Below are 17,221 nucleotides of genomic sequence, written 5' to 3' on the forward strand. Positions count from 1 at the left end.
GCATGGCCAGCTACACCGCCACCATCACCGCCGGGCCCGAAGACATCGACGAGCTCGGCCATGTCAACAATGCCGTCTGGGTGAAGTGGATCCAGGACGTTGCGGTGGCGCATTGGTACGCCGTCGCGGCGCCGGAGCATAGCGACGCCTATATGTGGGTCGTGACCCGGCACGAGATCGATTATCGCGGCAACGTCACCGAAGGCGAGACGGTGGTCGCCGAAACCTGGGTCCCCGAGCCCCCGCGCGGCGCACGTTTCGACCGGCACATGAAGTTCACCGGCGCGGACGGCAAGGTGCGGGTCGAGGCCAAGACCACCTGGGCGATCATCGACCGGGCGAGCGGCCGGCTGATCCGCGTGCCGGCGGAGGTGGCGGCGCCGTTTCTCCAATAGCCGTCATCCCGGCGAAAGCCGGGATCTCAGGCAATGGCGCGGGACAAGAGCCGCACGAGATCCCGGCTTTCGCCGGGATGACGATTTTACCCGCTATTCCTCAGCGCCGTAGCGATCGCGTTGATCGACAGCAGGATGCCCTCGCCGATCCGCGGATCTTCCTCGCCCGCACGATGGCGCTTGAGCAGCTCGATCTGGAGCAGGTTCAGCGGCTCGATATAGGGCAGGCGCAGGCGGATCGAGGTCTCCAGCCCGGCATGCTTCTCGAGCAGCCGCGTCTGGCGGGTCGCCTGGAGCAGACCGTCATGCGTCTTCTGCCAGCCCTCGCGGATCCGGCCGAAGATCGCGTCACGAAGGCCCTCGTCCTCGACCAGAGCGGCATAATGCGCGGCGATCTCCATGTCGGATTTGGCGAGCACCTGCTCCATGTTCGCCAGCGTCGAGGCGAAGAGCGGCCAGGCCGTCGCCATCTCGCGCAACAAACCCTTGTCCTCGAACTGTTCGATCGCCTGGCCGACGCCATACCAGCCCGGCAGCATGATCCGCGCCTGTGCCCAGCTGAACACCCAGGGGATCGCGCGCAGATCCTCGATCGCGTCGCTCTTCTTGCGGCTGGCCGGGCGCGAGCCGATCTTCAGTCCGGCGATCTCGGCGATCGGCGTCGCCTGGCGGAAGAAGCTGGTGAAGCCCTCGGTCTCATAGACCAGCCCGCGATAGGCCTTGAACGCGGCGTCGGAGAGCTGGTCCATCGCCGCGGCGAAGCGCGCCGCATCGGCGGCACCCAGCTTCTCGGGCTCGAGGCTGGCGAGCAGGGTCGCCGATGCCATCGCTTCCAGGTTGGTCTGGGCGCTTTCGCGCGTGCCGTATTTGGCGGCGATGATCTCGCCCTGCTCGGTCACGCGGATGCGGCCCTGCACCGTGCCCTTGGGCTGGGCGAGGATCGCCGCGAAGCTCGATCCGCCGCCGCGCCCGACCGCGCCGCCGCGGCCATGGAACAGCTGCATGCCGAGGCCGGCCTTCTCGAACACCGGCTTGAGCGCAGTCGAGCCGCGCGACAGCTGCCAGGTCGAGGTCAGATAGCCGCCGTCCTTGTTGGAGTCGGAATAGCCGATCATCACTTCCTGGTGGCCGCGCTTCGCCGCGATCACCGCGACTTCGGGCAGGCCGAGCCAGGCCTCCATGATCGCCGGCGCGCCTTCGAGATCGCCGATCGTCTCGAACAGCGGGATCGCCATGATGTGCGCCTGGGGCTCGTCGCCGGGGATGTAGAGGCCTGCTTCCTTGAGCAGGATATGCACTTCGAGCAGGTCCGACACCGACTGCGCCATCGAGACGATATAGTGGGTGATGCACTGGCGGCCGTATTTGGCGTGCGCCTGCGCCGCGGCGCGGACGATGGCGAGCTCGGAGGCGGTCTCCTCCGAATATTCGGCATAGGGGCTGGTCAGCGGCCGGGCATTGGCCAGCTCCTTGCGCAGGATCTCGACGCGCTTGTCCTCGGGAAGCGCCGCATAGTCGTCCGCAACGCCGCCGGCCTTGAGCAGCTCTGCGATCACGCGCTCGTGCACCGCGCTGTTCTGGCGCATGTCGAGCGTGGCGAGGTGGAAGCCGAAGGTCTCGACCGCGCGGATCAGCCGGCCGAGCGCGCCGCCGGTGGCGAGGGGGCCCTGGCCCTCCTCCGCCAGCGCGTGTGCGACGATCACCAGCTCCTCGCGGAAATCGGCCGGCGTCGCATAGGGCTCGGCGGCGATCGCGGCGGGGCGGGGCGGGGCCTTGCCGGTCAGCTTCTCGTGCGTGGCCGAAAGCCGGGCATAGACGCCGGTGATCGCGCGGCGATAGGGCTCGTCGGCGCGGCTCTTCGCCTCGTCATGGCTGGCCTCGGCGAGCTTGAGCAGCGCCTCGCTCACCTGGACATGCTCGGTCGAGATCGACAGCTCGGCACCCAGCGCGTGCACCGCGTCGAGATAATAGCCGAGCACCGCCTCGGCGGCGCGAGCCAGCGCGAACTGCATCGAATCGGCGGTGACGAAGGGATTGCCGTCACGGTCGCCGCCGATCCAGCTGCCGGGGCGCAGGAACGAAGGCGCCCGGCCGCCCAGCGCGCGGTCCCAGCGGGCATAGAGCGCCGGCAGCACGGGCAGGAAGATGTCGCGGAGGTAGGAAAGCGCGGTCTCGACCTCGTCGGCGACGCCCAGCTTCTCGCGGCGCAGCACCCGGGTCTGCCAGAGCAAAGCGATCTGGCGGAGGATCGCTTCCTCGACCTGGTCGCCATCCTCGGTCTCGGCCACGCCGCGGTCGCGCAGCAGCATCAGTTCGGCGATCCGGTTCTTGTGGTCGATCATCGACTTGCGGCGCACTTCGGTCGGGTGCGCGGTGAGCACCGGGGCGACCAGCGCCTGGTCGAGCAGCGCCATCACCGCGTCGCGGCCGATGCCTTCGCCTTCGAGCCGTTTGAGCGCCGAGGCGATGTCGGCATCCTTCTCGGTCGCGACGCCCTGGCGGTCCTCGGCCAGGTTGGCGAGCATCGAGAAGAGCATGAAGCCGCGGGTGAAGTCGAGCGTCTCGTCCAGGCTCAGCCGGTCGAGCCCGCGATCCACCGCGCCGGCACCCGCCACGCCGCGCGCGCGGTCGACCGAGGTGGAGCGGATATATTCGATGCGCTTGAACAGCTCCTCGCCGCCATAGGCACGGATCACGTTGCCGAGGAGTCGACCGAGGAAGCGAACATCCTCGTTGTTTGCGATTGCGAGGCTAGCCATGAGGCGCGTTGCTGCACTGCGAAATGTTACGAGGTCAACGCGAAAGCGCTTGGGGCCGTGTTTAGTTTCGCTTGTCGTCGCAAAGGTCTGAGGAATCAGCGTGCAAAGACGCTGGCATCCTCCATCCAGTCGGCCACGCCCGGATCGTTCTCGATCAATGCGTCGGGATCCTGGGTCGGCGGGGCGAGATCGGGGCCGAGGCCGAGCGAATCGGGAATCACCACCATGGTGGTGCCGGGCCCGACCACTTCGGCCAGCGCGCGGCGGAACGGATCGCTGCCCTGGAAGCGGCCGGCATCGGGCGCCGCATAGCTGGCGGTGGCGCCGATCTGGCCCGGCAGGGTCATGCGCTGCCAGCGATAGTCGCCGCCCGTCACGTCCTGTAGCACATAGGCTTGGGTGCGCTCGATCACCCCGTCGAACGCCACCGGCGCCGATCCGATCTCCACGCCGTTGCGCAGCACCACCATCCGCCGGTCAGCGCCGCTGACCACGATCGAGACCGGGCCCGAACGCGACAGCTCGGGGCGCCATACCGCCGGGCCGGCGGGGAAGGCGGGGCTGGTCGGCTTGGGACCCACGCGCAGCGCCGGCGCCTGGTTGGTGACGATCACGGTCATGCCCAGGTCGGTCTCGTCGAACAGTAGCCGGGCGAATTCGTGCGGCAGGCGGATGCAGCCATGCGAGGCCGGATAGCCGGGCAGGCTCCCGGCGTGCAGCGCGATGCCGTACCAGGTCAGCCGCTGCATGAACGGCATCGGCGCGTTCGAATATTTGCTCGAGCGGTGCCACTTCGCCTTTTGCAGGATGGTGAACACGCCGGTCGGCGTGCGGTGCCCCGCCTTGCCGGTCGACACGGTGGAGACCGCGATCGGCACGCCGTTGCGATAGGCGACGACGCGCTGGGTGGCGATGTTGACCACCACCAGCATTGGCCCGCGCGGCGCGATCTCGGGCACCCAGATATATTGGCCGGGCTTCAGCCGCGCGACCGAGTCCATGACGGTGCCGGTGTTGATCGGCTGCATCTGCGCGGTACCCGCAGTCGCCAGCAACCCGCAGGCGGCGGCAAGCACAAGCGCGCGGATTCGCGTCGATCGGAACAAGATTCACCCCGGAACTGACGTCATGACACCCTATCAGCGCGGAGCCGTAACGGAAACGGGCGGTTGCAGGAAAGCTGTTAGTCCCTAGCTTGGGCGCATGAGTCCCGCCGACGGCATCGCGAAACGGCTCCGCGGAGCGCTGATCGGCCAGGTGCGCGCGGTGTTCAACGACCAGGCCCGCGGCGAGAAGCCGGTCCAGCGCAAGCCGGACGAGAGCCTGTTCGGCCCGGAATCGGTGGTGTGGCGGGTGCACGGCGACGTCACCACGATGATGGTCGGCGGAGTGACCGCGCTGCTCCTCCAGATGCTCCACCCCGCGGTGCTGGCGGGCGTGTGGGACCATTCTACCTTCCGCGGCGACATGCTCGGGCGATTGCGCCGCACCGCGCGCTTCATCGCGGTGACCACCTATGGCTCGGCTGCCGAGGCCGAGGCGATGATCGACAAGGTGCGCGACGTGCACACCCGGGTGAAAGGCGTGTTGCCGGATGGCACGCCCTATGCCGCCGACGATCCGCATCTTCTCGCCTGGGTGCATGTCACCGAGGCGGTGAGCTTCCTCGACGCCTGGATCCGCTATGCCGAGCCGGACATGTCGCGCGCGGATCAGGACAGCTATTTCGCCGATTTCGCCCGCATCGCCGAGGCATTGGGCACGGTGGACGTGCCGCGCAGCCGGGCCGAGGCGGAGGCGCTGATCGCGCGGATGCGTCCCGAACTGGTGGTCGATGCGCGCACCCGCGAAGTCGCGCGGATGGTGCTCGACCAGCCGGCGCCAAGCGTTGCGGTGAGGCCCTTCCAGGCGCTCACCTTCGGCGCGGCGGTCGATCTTCTGCCCGGCTGGGCGCGAACGATGCACGGGCTTTCGGGCGCCGGGCTGGCCACGCCAGCGGTGCGCCTCGGCACGCGCGGCGTCGCCAACACGCTGCGCTGGGCGTTTCGTTAGTCTTCGCTGGTCTCTGCGCCAGTCGCAGGCGCTTCTTCGTCCTCCGCCAGCGCGATCGAGACGGTGCCCCGGCCCCGGCGGGCAAGCCCGATTTCCTTCGCTGCGGCGCGGGAGATGTCGATCAGCCGGCCCTTGCCCCAGGGGCCGCGGTCATTGATCCGCACGACCACGCTGCGCCCGGTCTCGACATCGGTGACGCGCACGCGGGTGCCGAAGGGCAGGCTGCGGTGCGCGGCGGTGAAGTCGCTGGGGTCATAGGCTTCGCCGCTGGCGGTGCGCTTGCCGGCGAAACGGTCGGCATAATAGCTGGCTTCGCCCGTGGCGATCGCGGCTTCGGGCGCCAGGCCGGGCGCGTTGGCATGGGAGATCGCGCAGGACGACAGCAGCATCGCCGCAATGGCGAATGCCATCCCCCGTTCGAACCTTGCCCCCATTACCCACGCCTTGATGTTGTCCCCGGCGCGGGCCTGCCGCCGATCGGTGAACAAATCCACACCGGCAGGCGGATAGTGCGTCATGTCGTGGCGGTGCGGCGACGAGCCGCACCGCCGGGGTGCGCTCAGGCCGCGTCGAAGGCGAGCGTATAGGTATAGCTGCGATAGGGAGTCGCCGATCCCGCCGGCGCCTCGGTACGGTGGCGGACGAGGATCAGGTAGACGCCGGCATCGCTCGGGTGCAGCGCGAAATTGCCCTGCGCGTCGGACTTGACCGTGCCGACGATCTTCTTGCCGTCGTAATTGCCGGTGGCGCGGAACAGGGTGACTTCGGTGTCCGCCAGCGGCTTGCCGTCGAAGAGCAGCCTGAACTTCGCGTCGCTGCCCGCGCTGATCTCGCCCGGATGGGTGATCGCCTGCACTTCCAGCGCGGTGCCGATCGGCCTGAGCGCGCCGCTGCTCGCCGCACCCCGCGTGACATAGGCCTCGGCCAGCGTGGTGCTCTGCACCGCCACTTCGCGGGAACCGGCGGGCGGCGCGCCGTCCTCGCCGGCGATGATCCACTTGCCGCCGACCCAATACATCTTGCCCATCCGCCCGAGCCGCTGGCCGCTGGTCAGGCGATAAGTGCCCTCGGCCGACAGGTCCGCCTCGAAGATGGTCAGGTCGCGCAGATAGGTCGGCTTGCCGACTTCGCCGCGGGTGCCGTCGGGCTTGATGAAGTGGAAGGGCGCGTCCTTCATCCCGATCTCGGGCACGAACGCATCCTCGCCGAACGCCGAGGTGACGGTGACGTGATCGCCCTTGCCTACGTCGAACAGGGTGGGGAGGAGGTAGGGCATGTGCGCCTGGGCAGTGCTGCCCAGCGCCAGCGCCAGCGCGGCAAGCGCGCCCGACGGGATCAGTTTCGGAAATCGCATGATCGGCCCCCATGAAGCATTGAGGATCAATTATTGCGATTCACTATCAATCGCAAGTCTTGCATCGATCCATCGCGGCTTTGATTTGGACGGCCTGCGGCCATCCAATAGCCAGCGACCGAACCTGGCCTCCATCCGGGTGAAGGCCGGCGAGCATGACGCGCGAGTTGCGGGCCGGGCTTCTTGCGGGAGCCGGCAGGCGCGATTGGAAGAGTTGCCCACTCATCGTCTCCTCCTTGACGAGAGGCCGCATCCGCAGGTCAACTCGCCGCTCGGGGGAGGGGGCAATGCAAACCGAGTCGCTGCGGCAGGTTTCGACTGAGGGCGCACAACGCCGCGACATCACCATATTGTTTGCCGACCTTGCGGGATCCACCGAACTGGCTCGGTCGATGGATCCGGAAGCCTCCCACCGGTTGCTGAGCGCGTTCCTCGAACATTGTGCTGCGTGCGTCTCCAGCGCCGGGGGCCATGTCGCGCGCTTCATGGGAGATGGCGTGCTCGCCTATTTCGGCTTTCCGCAGGTCCGCGAAGACGATGCGGAGCGCGCCGTCTCGGCGGCGCTGGCGATACGGGATGGTTGTCCGCAATTGGGGGCCGCCCTGCTTGCGCGTTCGGGGATCGCAAGTGGCAGCGTGATATTGGGGGCAGCGATCGGGTCCGAGGAGGCTCGGGAGGTACCCGTATTCGGTGATGTCGCCAATCTTGCGTCGCGTCTCCAGGCCGCGGCCCAGCCAGGCCATATCCTTGTGGCCTCCGGCGTGGCCGAGCGTGCAGGGGCGCGCTTCCTCTTCCGGCAATCGCCGCCTCTCGTCCTGAAGGGCTTTCCTGAGTTCGGCCATGGTTGGGAGGTACTGGGACGCAGAAGTTTCGGTAGCCATGCTGGCGGCAGTCGCCCGCAGGAGGGCCTGATCGTCGGGCGGGCAGGCGAGCGGGACCGGCTCATCGCCGCATGGCGAGCAGCCCGTGAAGGCCATGGCGGGGCGTTCCTGATCGAGGGGCAGGCTGGAGTAGGCAAGACGCGGTTGGTGGAGGAACTTGCGAGACACCTCCCTCCCAGCGCCCCTGCCTACAGGGTCGCGGCGGACTCGTTGCGAACGCAGACCCCGCTCGATCTGATCTCGCGCCTCCTCGATCAGTTCGCGCCTTGTCCTGCTGTCGACAAGGGCCTGCGGTATTCGGACGCGGAAGGCGATGAGGCAGCGCAGGGCGATATGATAGCACGAGCCGTGGTCGACGCGATTGGCGAGCCTGCGATCCTCATTGTGGAGGATCTGCACTGGGCTGACCCCCCGTCGCGCGAGGTGCTCGGCGCAATGGCCGCCGAAGCCGTTGGTCGGCCAGTCCTGATCCTGGCTACCGCTCGTCCGGAATCAGGAGGGGAGCCTCAGGCGCTCGGGAAGAACTGGCAGCGCATCTCTCTGGCGCCGCTCGATCGGACCCAGACGGCCGAACTCGTTGGCGGGCTGGCCGGTCCGGCCTTGTCCGAACGTGACTTGCGACATGTCATTGACCGGTCCGGAGGGATTCCGCTTTTCGCGCGCGAGCTGGTGCGGCTTCTGTCCGACGGCGGGCACGGATCGAGCATTCGTGCGGTCCCGGAAAACCTGACCGGCCTTCTGCTGGCCCGGTTGACGGCCTTGGGACCCGCGATGGCCCTGGCCCAATGCGCTGCCGTCCTAGGTGTCGAGGCGCCTGTTTCCACGCTCTCCGCGCTCGCCAGGCGCCAAGGCGTCGACTTGGCCTCTGGCTTGGAGGCGCTTGCACGCGAAGGTGTTGCGATGGTCTCAGGAACGCCGCCTATATTGCGTTTCGCCCATGCACTATTTCGCGAGGCGGCGCTGGAAACGCTGCTGAGCGATGACAGGCGGATGCTTCACCGGGATGCGGCCGAGGTCCTTGAGGATGGTGCCGATGGTGTCCCGGATGCCGTGGTTGCGGAGTTGTGGGAAAGGGCGGGAGACGCGGAAAGGGCGCTTCTGGCACTGGATCGTGCAGTCGCCGGAGCGCGCGGGCGACGTGCATGGCTGGAGGTTCGCATCCTGACGGAACGGAGCCTTGCGCTCCTACGCCAGCTCCCCCAGGAACGTCAGGGCGTTCGGCGCGAACTGGAGATGCGGAACCTGCTCGCCGAGGCGCTCCAGATCACCACAGGCTATTCTTCGCCCCAGACGCGTGCCGCTGCCGCGGAGGCGCAGCGGACTGCCAGACGAGCCGGCGAGATCTATCAGTCGATGCTGGGCGTGGCGGGGCAATGGATGGTCGCCTCGAGCGCGGGCGACTACAAGAAGGCCCAGGCGATTGCGGCCGAGAGCATGTCGGTCGCGCGCCTTCACGGCGGCGCGGACGCGCTCGCCGCCGGGCACATGATAGACATGACGACACGCTACCGCGTGGGGGATCTGGTCGGCGCGGAAGCCAGCTTTGTCTCCGGACAGAGCTTCTTCGATGCCGAACTCTTCGTGTCGCGGGCCGGTGCGATTCCTCAGACCTTCGGAAATGCAGCCCTGGTCGCGGTGCTCCTTGGCGACAGTGTCTCGGCGAGAAGGCGCTGCGCCCATGCTCTACGGGCATCCCGACGTCAGTCCGGTCCGTACGATCGGTGTTTCGCTGCCTATATGGTGGCGATGGTCGAGATCCTGCTCGGCGCCGACCGGCGCGCAGCGGGGCTTGGCGAAACTGCGTTGCGCCTGGCCGGCGCACTCGGCTTTCCGCAGTTCGCAGCAACCGCCCGGATCGCCCTCGGTCGGGCACGCGCCGGTTGCGGTGATGTGGCATCCGGCATGCACTTGCTGCGCGAAGGGCTGCAGGCGATGGCGGAGACGCATGCGCGCAATGCCCAGACACTCTATTTCACCTGGTTCGCCGAAGCGGCATTGTCGGGCGGAGATTCCCTGGCCGCGATCGAGGCCACTCGCTCGGCGCTCGAGATCAATCCGGACGAACTGTTCTATCGCCCCGAGACGCTGCGTATCCGTGCGCTTGCCTTGCTTGGGCAGGGTCTGAAGGCGGAAGCACGGGACGCGTCGGAGGAGGGATTGGCACTCGCCCGCGCGATGCAGGCGCCTTGGTTCCTCGACCGGATGCGGCCGCTTGTCGGGCGTCTCGGCCTCGAGTGATCAGGAAATGCGGACAAGCTCACCTTCCACCACTTCCATCGCAATCTGCGTCGTCGGCAATCGACCGGTCCGAACCTGGGTGCCCGCCTTTGAAATCACCCAATAGCGATCCTGCGCGGCTGCCCTGACGAACGAGAAGTCGCCCGTCAGCGTCTGCGCTTCGTTGGCCGTGGCGTCTTGTTGCACGAATTCGAGACTGGCGGAGCCAATATGGCTAGTCGGGTCCAGTCTGAAATGCCCAGTCACTGCGAACTGCCAATGAACGGGAGGCTCCGCACCGCCACTTATCCGTACATGGGTCGAATGATGCTGGCCGCTTACTTTCCCCTTTGTAACCTCCAGCCAGCCGAGCCCGACGAGGAAATTTCCGAGCGTTGCAGTGTCCTGGGCAAATCCGCTGAACTTGTAGGTATAGATTCCATCCGAAATCGTGCTCATCGCATTCGCCCCTTCGGTCTCGCTCGTGCTATTCTCGGAAGGCTTCGAGAGCAATGGGGGGATTTGATGCAGCAACGTGATTACCTGTTCCGCGCGCGCGTGTCAGAGCAGTTGTCGAAGATGATCTGCGCCAATCCCGTCGTGAGACAGATGACGCCCGGGCAATTGGCAACGATGCACGTTTTCAAGCATGAGGTGCTGTCCGCATTTCATCGCGTCTACATCACGGTGCCTGCCAACTTCGCTGATCCCTTGCTGAAGGAATTTCTGAAGGCTCTGCCGGATCTGCTGGAGGAAGACCATGTTCCCTCGGAGGACGATCAGGCCTCCTGAACAGCGGGCTGCGCAGGCATATCTGGCCGCGTGGTAAGAGACAGGGGATAGCCCAGCTCGACCTCGACCAGCCTGGCGAGTTGGACGATATCGAGTTCGATCCACTTGCGGCCACGTCGTAGCACGCCTGCGTCGCTCAATTGCGCAAGTTCGCGGGAGACCGCCTCGCGCTGACTTCCAATGCGCTGCGCGAGCGCTTCGTGGGTAGGCGCCGGCTCGAGTTGGACCCGATCTCCCGCACGCGGAGCCGTGCCCGCCAGTCGCAGCAATTCGCAGTGGAGGCGCCCACGTGCGGCGAGCGCGCTCAGCTCGAAGATCCGGTCGGTCAGGCGCCGTACCTCCCTGCCGAGTCGGTTCATGAACCAACGGCTTGCTTCTGGAATTTCCGAGACAGCTGCGAGGAAGATTTCGGCCGGTACGCTCGCGAGCTTGCTGTCCGACGTCGCTATGACATTGGCCGAGCGGGGCTGCCGGTCGAGCGCCGAAAGATCCCCGAAAATGGCGCCGGGGCCCAGATCGCGGACGACCACATCGACACCGTCTCGTGCCGTGATCGAGACCTCGAAGCTGCCGCTCAGGACGAAATATACATCGTTCGCCAGGGTACTGTGGCCCACGACGATCTGGCTCGCCTTGATGCGCATCGTCCGGGCTCGCGGGAGGATCCTGTCGAGCAGCGCGGCCGGCGGGGCTTCTTCGGCGCCCCGTGCACCTTCATCCACCATTGCCGAGTCATGCCTCCCCGGTTCGCGTCGCGGCGCAGCGGCTGCCTGGGCAAGGTGATAAAAATCACCTTTGTCCCGTGCAAGCCGGCACCGAAGCCATTTCGGTTTTGACGCACAGATCTTCCTGCAAGGCCGGCATGCGTCGGCTTGCTCAGAAGGGGGACTCCGTCGGGCCTGACTGCGTTCGCAGCAGGTGCCGACGCGATGCCTCTCTCCGATGGATGATGAAACGCGACCGCCACTATCCGGCAGTCAGCCAGAAGGAGACCGATATGCGTTGCCTTATTGTCGCGCCGGTTCTCGCCCTTGCGGCGGTCCCCGGCACAGCGCACGCCCAGTTCGCGGAGATCGCGGCCGGGGCCACAATGGGTTCGATCGTCGACCAACTCGAGGGGTCGGTGAGGAATATCATCAACAATGCCGACGACGCTGTAAGCAACAATAGTTTCCGTATCCGACAGCAGGGCGAGGTGTTGCTCGGCCAGTTGAATGCAATGGTTGCCGATCAACGCGACAAGACCTTCGCGCAGCTCAATGAGAGCCAGAAGCAGGCCTTTCTGGGGATCCGAAACAGTATCGCGCAGCTCAGCCGGCTCGAGCGTGTGACGGCGAGGGACATTCAGCGTACGACGAACACCGTCGGAACCGCGATGGGTAATCTTCCTTTCGGCAAGTCCACGCCGCGTGTGATCGAATATGGTCCTACCTATATCCTGGGCAAGCCGGCGGGCGGTCCGGCGACACGGGAGATAGTCTCTGTGTCGGGCATCGCGCTGGGGGAGGGAACGCCTCAGTTGAAGATGCAGGGCGTGCAATGCCAGCCGCTCGCGAAGACCGAGATCTCGCTCAAATTCGCGTGCCCCGGTTCGTGGTCCGCCGACGCGGAAGTGAAGGCCGCGAGCGGAGAGCTGCAGGTCTATCAGAAGCCTGGTTTCTGGCGGGGCCTGTTTGGAGCGAGGGCCAAGCCGCGTTCCTATAAGCTCTCCGTATTCGTGGTGCCGCCGGAGCTGGGCAAGTATGATCTGTCGGTGATCCGCAAGGTGCTTGGTCAGGAGGAGAATTCCCGTAGCCAGGATTTTCGGTCGGACAATGGTCACTGCGATGGCAACCGCGAGGTCCTGTTTCCATTCAACGTTACCCCCGGTTGGAGGATCGACCCCGCTTCCATCCGCGTGAATTGCGACACTTCCAGCCGGTCGAGTTGCTCTGGCCTGCGCAATGTGACGGCGACCAGCTTCGGGTATCTCGGCGTGGTCCGTAACAGCGGCAGTTGCGGCAGGACCCCATTCGGAAACGCCTGGGTCGATGCGCGCGGCAATGTGCGCGGGCGTGCCACATGGACGGAAGTTCGTGAGATCGAGAAGATCGTGACCGAGCCGGTCGGGCAGGGTGGCCTGGAGTGGGCCAAGGCCGTGCAGCTGCCGATCCCTGAGGGCGTCCAGCGGATCAGCCTGACCGTCAACCAGCTCGACGGCAAGCGGACCATCGTGACCGGGGATGATGCGACCCAGCGCTGGTATGCGGTGCAGTCCGATCCAGTGAACAGGTTCGTCCTGGTGAGCCCTCGCACGCTCGACGAGGCTATGGGAGACTGAGTGGCGCGATCTCGGCGCTGGAGATGCCGGCGCCGAGGTCTGCGTTCGCTCCTGGCCGTCCGGACCGAATTGGTTCGGACGGCCAGGAGCGCTATTCCGGCGCAATCAAGGCCAGATACGCCCTGTCCGCATCCGCCTTCAAATCATGTGGATCAGACGTCGAGATTGGCGACGCTCAGCGCATTCTCCTGGATGAAGTCGCGGCGCGGCTCGACCACGTCGCCCATCAGCTGGGTGAAGATCTCGTCGGCAACATCGGCCTGGTCGATCTGCACCACCAGCATCGAGCGGTTGGCCGGATCGAGCGTGGTCTCCCAGAGCTGCTCGGCGTTCATCTCGCCAAGGCCCTTGTAGCGCTGGATCGACAGGCCCTTGCGGCCGAACGCCAGGATCGCGTCGAGCAACTGGCTCGGGCGCGAGACCAGGGCCTCGCCCTTGCCCACCGCCACCGGCACGTCATTCTCGTCGACGTCCACCGGTGCGGGCGCTTCGGCCTCTGCCGCGGCGCTCGCCTTGGACGGGACCAGCTTCGAGGGCACGAGATAGCTCGGTGCCTGCTCGGCGGCGAGGCTGTGCAGCTTGCGCGCCTCGGCCGATACCAGGAACGCCGCCTCGACGATGTGGTGATCGGTCACGCCGCGCCACAGCCGCTCGAAATGATAGCCGCCATCCTCGGTGATCCGCGCCGTCCAGCGCGCCTCGGTATCGGCCGCTTCCAGCCGGGCGACGGTGGTGGTCAGGCTCGCGGCGCGCTGCTCGCGCGTCGCCACCGGATCGAGCCCGCCGCCGAGCGCCAGCACTTCGATGATGTCGGGCGAATAGCGGCGCGGCACATAGCGCATCAGGGTCCGCATGCGCCGGGCATGCTCGATCAGCTCGCGCAGGTCGTTATTGACGCGGAACGTTCCCTGCGTGTCGAGCACCGTGCCGCCCACGCCGGCATCGACCAGATACTGGTCGAGCGCGGCATCGTCCTTGAGGTACACCTCGCTGCGGCCCTTGCTCGCCTTATAGAGCGGCGGCTGGGCGATATAGAGGTGCCCGTTGGCGATGATCTCGGGCATCTGGCGGTAGAAGAAGGTCAGCAGCAGCGTGCGGATGTGCGCGCCGTCCACGTCTGCGTCGGTCATGATGACGATCTTGTGGTAGCGCAGCTTCTCGATGTTGAAATCGTCGCGGATGCCGGTGCCCAGCGCCGTGATGATCGTGCCGATTTCGCGGCTGGCGAGCATCCGGTCGAAGCGCGCGCGCTCGACGTTCAGGATCTTGCCGCGCAGCGGCAGGATCGCCTGGAACTGGCGGTCGCGGCCCTGCTTGGCCGAGCCGCCCGCCGAGTCACCCTCGACGAAGAACAGCTCGGACTTGGCCGGATCGCGCTCCTGGCAGTCGGCCAGCTTGCCGGGCAGGCTGGCGATGTCGAGCACGCCCTTGCGGCGCGTCAGCTCGCGCGCCTTCTTGGCGGCTTCGCGTGCGGCGGCAGCGTCGATCACCTTCTGGATGATCGTCTTGGCGTTGGCGGGGTTCTCTTCGAGATACTCGGCCAGCTTGTCGGCCATCAGGCTTTCGAGCGGCTGGCGCACTTCGGACGAGACCAGCTTGTCCTTGGTCTGCGAGCTGAACTTCGGGTCGGGCAGCTTGACCGATACGATCGCGGTCAGCCCCTCGCGCATGTCGTCGCCGGTAAGGCTGACCTTCTCCTTCTTCAGCGCGCCGCTCTTGTCGGCATAGCTGTTGATGGTGCGGGTCAGCGCCGCGCGAAACGCCGCCAGGTGGGTGCCGCCATCCCGCTGCGGGATGTTGTTGGTGAAGCAGAGGACGTTCTCATAATAAGAATCGTTCCACTCCAGCGCCACGTCGATGGTCACGTCGTCGCGGGTGCCGGCGATCGCCACCGGTTCGGGCATCAGCGGCTGCTTGTTGCGGTCGAGCCACTTCACGAACGCCGCGATGCCGCCCTCGTAATAGAGCTCGACTTCCTTCACTTCCTCGTGCCGCGCGTCGCGCAGGAACAGGCGCACGCCCGAATTGAGGAAGGCCAGCTCGCGGTAGCGATGCTCGAGCTTGTCGAAGTCATACTCGATCTGGTTGCGGAAGGTGCCGCCGTCGCCCGGGGTCTTCTCGGTCGAGGCGAGGAAGGTCACGCGCGTGCCCTTCTTGCCCTCGGGCGCCTTGCCGATCACCTTGAGCGGGGCAGTGGCGTCGCCATAGGCGAAGCGCATCCAATGCTCTTCGCCGTCGCGCCAGATGTTGAGGTCGAGCCACTCGGAAAGCGCGTTCACCACCGAGACGCCCACGCCGTGCAGGCCGCCCGAGACCTTGTAGGCATTGTCGTCGCTGGTGTTCTCGAACTTACCGCCGGCGTGGAGCTGGGTCATGATGACCTCGGCCGCCGACACGCCTTCTTCCTTGTGGATGCCGGTCGGGATGCCGCGGCCATTGTCCTCGACCGAGACCGAGCCGTCCGGATTCAGCTGGATGATGATCTTGTCGCAGTGGCCGGCCAGCGCCTCGTCGATCGCGTTGTCCGAGACCTCGAACACCATGTGGTGGAGGCCCGAACCGTCGTCGGTGTCGCCGATATACATGCCGGGGCGCTTGCGCACGGCGTCCAGTCCCTTGAGGACCTTGATCGAGTCTGCGCCGTAGCTGTTCTGGTTCGGGGTATTTTCGGGAGTGGTGTCGTCGCTTGCCATGCCCAGCATATAGGTATTGGCGTCACGAAACGGAAGCAAAATAGGGGGCTGCGTGCCCCCTGCCGACCCTAGTCGTGCTCGAAGCTGAAAGTGACGATCGCTGCCGCGTGAACCGGCTTTCCCTTGTAGCTCGCAGGCGTGAAATGGGCGCGCTGGATCAGCCCGGAACAAGCGGCTTCGTCGAACTTGGCAATGCCGCTTCCTTTGGAAACAACGCAGCTGTTTACCGAGCCGCCCTCATCGACTTCGTAGATCAGCGTCACGCTGGCGCTCGCGCCGGCCTTCATGTCATTGACCGGATATTCGCTCGGAAGCAGCCAGTCATTGACCCGCGTCGCTGTCGTGGCGGGAACGATTCCAGCCGGAATGCCTTTGGCGATGAGCGCCGCGCAGGCAGCCTTGGTCTTGGTTGCGTCCTCGGTGGTATTGAGCGGCAGGCACTGGCTGATGCGATTTGCCTCGGTGGCGATCGCATAATTGGCGCCGCCTTCCCGCATTGCGGGCCACGCGACCGTCTGGCTGGCGGGGCTTGGAGTCAGCGTGATTGCGGCGCCGAGTATCAGTAATCCGGCCATGGCGTTTCCTTCCCTGTTCCCGGGAAGGTGCGACGAAATGCCAGGAGCGTCCAGCCCTATTCAGGAAGGACCGCGCCTTCCGCCACCCGGTAGCGCGTAGCCCCGCCCGGCACCGCCTCGAACAGCCCCGGCTCGGTGCCCGTCATCCACACCTGCCCGCGCCCCTCCAGCCGTTCGAACAGCGCTGCGCGCCGCCCGGGATCGAGATGCGCGGCGACTTCGTCGAGCAGCAGGATCGGCGCGCGGCCCGCCCGCTCGGCGACCAGCTCGGCATGTCCCAGGACGAGCCCGAGTAGCAGCGCCTTCTGCTCGCCGGTCGAGCAGAGATGCGCCGCCTGGTTCTTTCCCAGATGCGTGACGAGCAGGTCGGCGCGGTGCGGTCCGCTGAGCGTCCGCCCCGCCGCGGCATCGCGCCGGCGCCCGGTGGCGAGCTCGCGGGCGAGCGTGTCGGCATCGCCTTGCCAGCCCTCCAGTGCCAGTCCTGCTCGGGCGAACGGCCCCTCGGGCTGTGCCTCCAGCCGCTCAGCCAGCGCCGCGACCATCTCGCGCCGGGCGGCGTCGATCGCCGCGCCATGCTCGGCCATGCGCGCCTCCAGCGCGGTCAGCCAGTCGGCGTCGGGCGTGCCCTTCTCCGCCAGCAGCCGGTTGCGCTCGCGCATCGCCGCTTCGTAGCGGGTCGAGTGATGCGCGTGCCCGGGTGCCAGCGCCAGGGTCAGCCGGTCGAGGAAGCGCCGGCGCTCGCCCGCGGCATCGACGAACAGCCGGTCCATCGCCGGGGTCAGCCACAGCACGCTCACCCATTCGGCGAGCGTCGTGGCAGCGGCGGTGGCGCCGTTGATCCGCACCAGCCGCCGCTCGGGCGCATCGGGATTGGTGCCGGTGCCGATGTCCGTCTCGCCCAGCCGCGCCGCCACGCCGAACCCGCCGCTGCCGCCCTGCCGCGCCATCTCGGTTAGCGGCGCGCGGCGCAGGCCCCGGCCCGGCGCGAGCAGCGAGAGCGCCTCCAGCACGTTCGTCTTGCCCGCGCCATTCTCGCCGCTCAGCACGACGAAGCCCGGCCCCGGCACGAGCACGGCGTCTTCATGGTTGCGGAAGTCGGTCAGGACGAGGCGGGACACTGCCATGACCCGCCGATAGCCGCTATTGCCGCCGCGCGCGACATCGCGGATGATCGCGCCGACAC

General features: G+C 66.7%; 14 protein-coding genes. 5 read left to right on the top strand and 9 right to left on the bottom strand.

The window, feature by feature from the left end:
- Positions 1–2: 2 nt before the first annotated feature.
- Positions 3–395 carry an acyl-CoA thioesterase gene (locus J2W22_RS05265; protein WP_307117202.1) on the top strand — a complete coding sequence of 131 codons (393 nt, stop codon included), beginning with the start codon at positions 3–5 and terminating at the stop codon, positions 393–395.
- 86 nt (positions 396–481) lie between these two features.
- Here J2W22_RS05265 and ppc read toward each other — a convergent pair whose 3' ends face one another.
- Both ppc and J2W22_RS05275 read right to left on the bottom strand, forming a co-directional pair.
- Complete coding sequence (gene ppc / locus J2W22_RS05270; RefSeq protein WP_307117203.1) at positions 482–3,154, bottom strand: phosphoenolpyruvate carboxylase; 2,673 nt, start codon at positions 3,152–3,154, stop codon at positions 482–484.
- 95 nt (positions 3,155–3,249) lie between these two features.
- Positions 3,250–4,260 carry a L,D-transpeptidase gene (locus tag J2W22_RS05275; protein ID WP_307117204.1) on the bottom strand — a complete coding sequence of 337 codons (1,011 nt, stop codon included), beginning with the start codon at positions 4,258–4,260 and terminating at the stop codon, positions 3,250–3,252.
- A 97-nt stretch (positions 4,261–4,357) separates the two neighbouring features.
- Between J2W22_RS05275 and J2W22_RS05280 the strand changes: the two genes are divergently transcribed.
- Positions 4,358–5,206, top strand: coding sequence for an oxygenase MpaB family protein (locus tag J2W22_RS05280; protein ID WP_307117205.1), 849 nt, complete (start codon positions 4,358–4,360; stop codon positions 5,204–5,206).
- On the opposite strand, the gene J2W22_RS05285 is transcribed toward J2W22_RS05280, so the two are convergent.
- The gene (locus tag J2W22_RS05285; RefSeq protein WP_307117206.1) at positions 5,203–5,616 is read right to left on the bottom strand and encodes a septal ring lytic transglycosylase RlpA family protein; all 414 of its coding nucleotides are present in this window, start codon (positions 5,614–5,616) and stop codon (positions 5,203–5,205) included. The two genes, J2W22_RS05280 and J2W22_RS05285, sit on opposite strands and share 4 nt — an antisense overlap.
- 149 nt (positions 5,617–5,765) lie before the next feature.
- Positions 5,766–6,560 carry a DUF4198 domain-containing protein gene (locus tag J2W22_RS05290; RefSeq protein WP_307117207.1) on the bottom strand — a complete coding sequence of 265 codons (795 nt, stop codon included), beginning with the start codon at positions 6,558–6,560 and terminating at the stop codon, positions 5,766–5,768.
- A 287-nt stretch (positions 6,561–6,847) separates the two neighbouring features.
- Here J2W22_RS05290 and J2W22_RS05295 point away from each other — a divergent pair, with 287 nt between their 5' ends.
- Positions 6,848–9,679: an AAA family ATPase gene (locus tag J2W22_RS05295; protein WP_307117208.1), complete on the top strand. Its 2,832-nt coding sequence runs from the start codon at positions 6,848–6,850 to the stop codon at positions 9,677–9,679.
- On the opposite strand, the gene J2W22_RS05300 is transcribed toward J2W22_RS05295, so the two are convergent.
- Complete coding sequence (locus J2W22_RS05300; RefSeq protein WP_307117209.1) at positions 9,680–10,117, bottom strand: hypothetical protein; 438 nt, start codon at positions 10,115–10,117, stop codon at positions 9,680–9,682.
- Between the two features lie 66 nt (positions 10,118–10,183).
- On the opposite strand from J2W22_RS05300, the gene J2W22_RS05305 reads away from it, so the two are divergent.
- Positions 10,184–10,450 (top strand): hypothetical protein, encoded by a 267-nt coding sequence (locus J2W22_RS05305; RefSeq protein ID WP_307117210.1) that lies wholly within the window; start codon positions 10,184–10,186, stop codon positions 10,448–10,450.
- Here J2W22_RS05305 and J2W22_RS05310 read toward each other — a convergent pair.
- Complete coding sequence (locus J2W22_RS05310; protein WP_307117211.1) at positions 10,438–11,175, bottom strand: Crp/Fnr family transcriptional regulator; 738 nt, start codon at positions 11,173–11,175, stop codon at positions 10,438–10,440. The genes J2W22_RS05305 and J2W22_RS05310 overlap by 13 nt on opposite strands.
- Before the next feature lie 224 nt (positions 11,176–11,399).
- Here J2W22_RS05310 and J2W22_RS05315 point away from each other — a divergent pair, with 224 nt between their 5' ends.
- On the top strand, positions 11,400–12,770 hold the full coding sequence (locus J2W22_RS05315) for a hypothetical protein (RefSeq protein ID WP_307117212.1): 1,371 nt from the start codon (positions 11,400–11,402) through the stop codon (positions 12,768–12,770).
- A gap of 152 nt (positions 12,771–12,922) precedes the next feature.
- On the opposite strand, the gene gyrB is transcribed toward J2W22_RS05315, so the two are convergent.
- The 3 genes from gyrB to recF are packed head-to-tail and all read right to left on the bottom strand — an operon-like array spanning position 12,923 to position 17,162.
- A complete protein-coding gene (gene gyrB / locus J2W22_RS05320) occupies positions 12,923–15,472 on the bottom strand; it encodes a DNA topoisomerase (ATP-hydrolyzing) subunit B (RefSeq protein ID WP_307117993.1) in 2,550 nt (849 codons plus the stop codon).
- Between the two features lie 59 nt (positions 15,473–15,531).
- Entirely contained in the window at positions 15,532–16,038 is a 507-nt protein-coding gene (locus J2W22_RS05325; protein ID WP_307117213.1) for an energy transducer TonB, read from the bottom strand.
- 56 nt (positions 16,039–16,094) lie between these two features.
- Positions 16,095–17,162, bottom strand: coding sequence for a DNA replication/repair protein RecF (gene recF / locus J2W22_RS05330; RefSeq protein ID WP_307117214.1), 1,068 nt, complete (start codon positions 17,160–17,162; stop codon positions 16,095–16,097).
- Positions 17,163–17,221 lie beyond the last annotated feature (59 nt).

The sequence above is a fragment of the Sphingomonas kyeonggiensis genome, assembly GCF_030812785.1.
Taxonomy (GTDB): domain Bacteria; phylum Pseudomonadota; class Alphaproteobacteria; order Sphingomonadales; family Sphingomonadaceae; genus Sphingomonas; species Sphingomonas kyeonggiensis_B.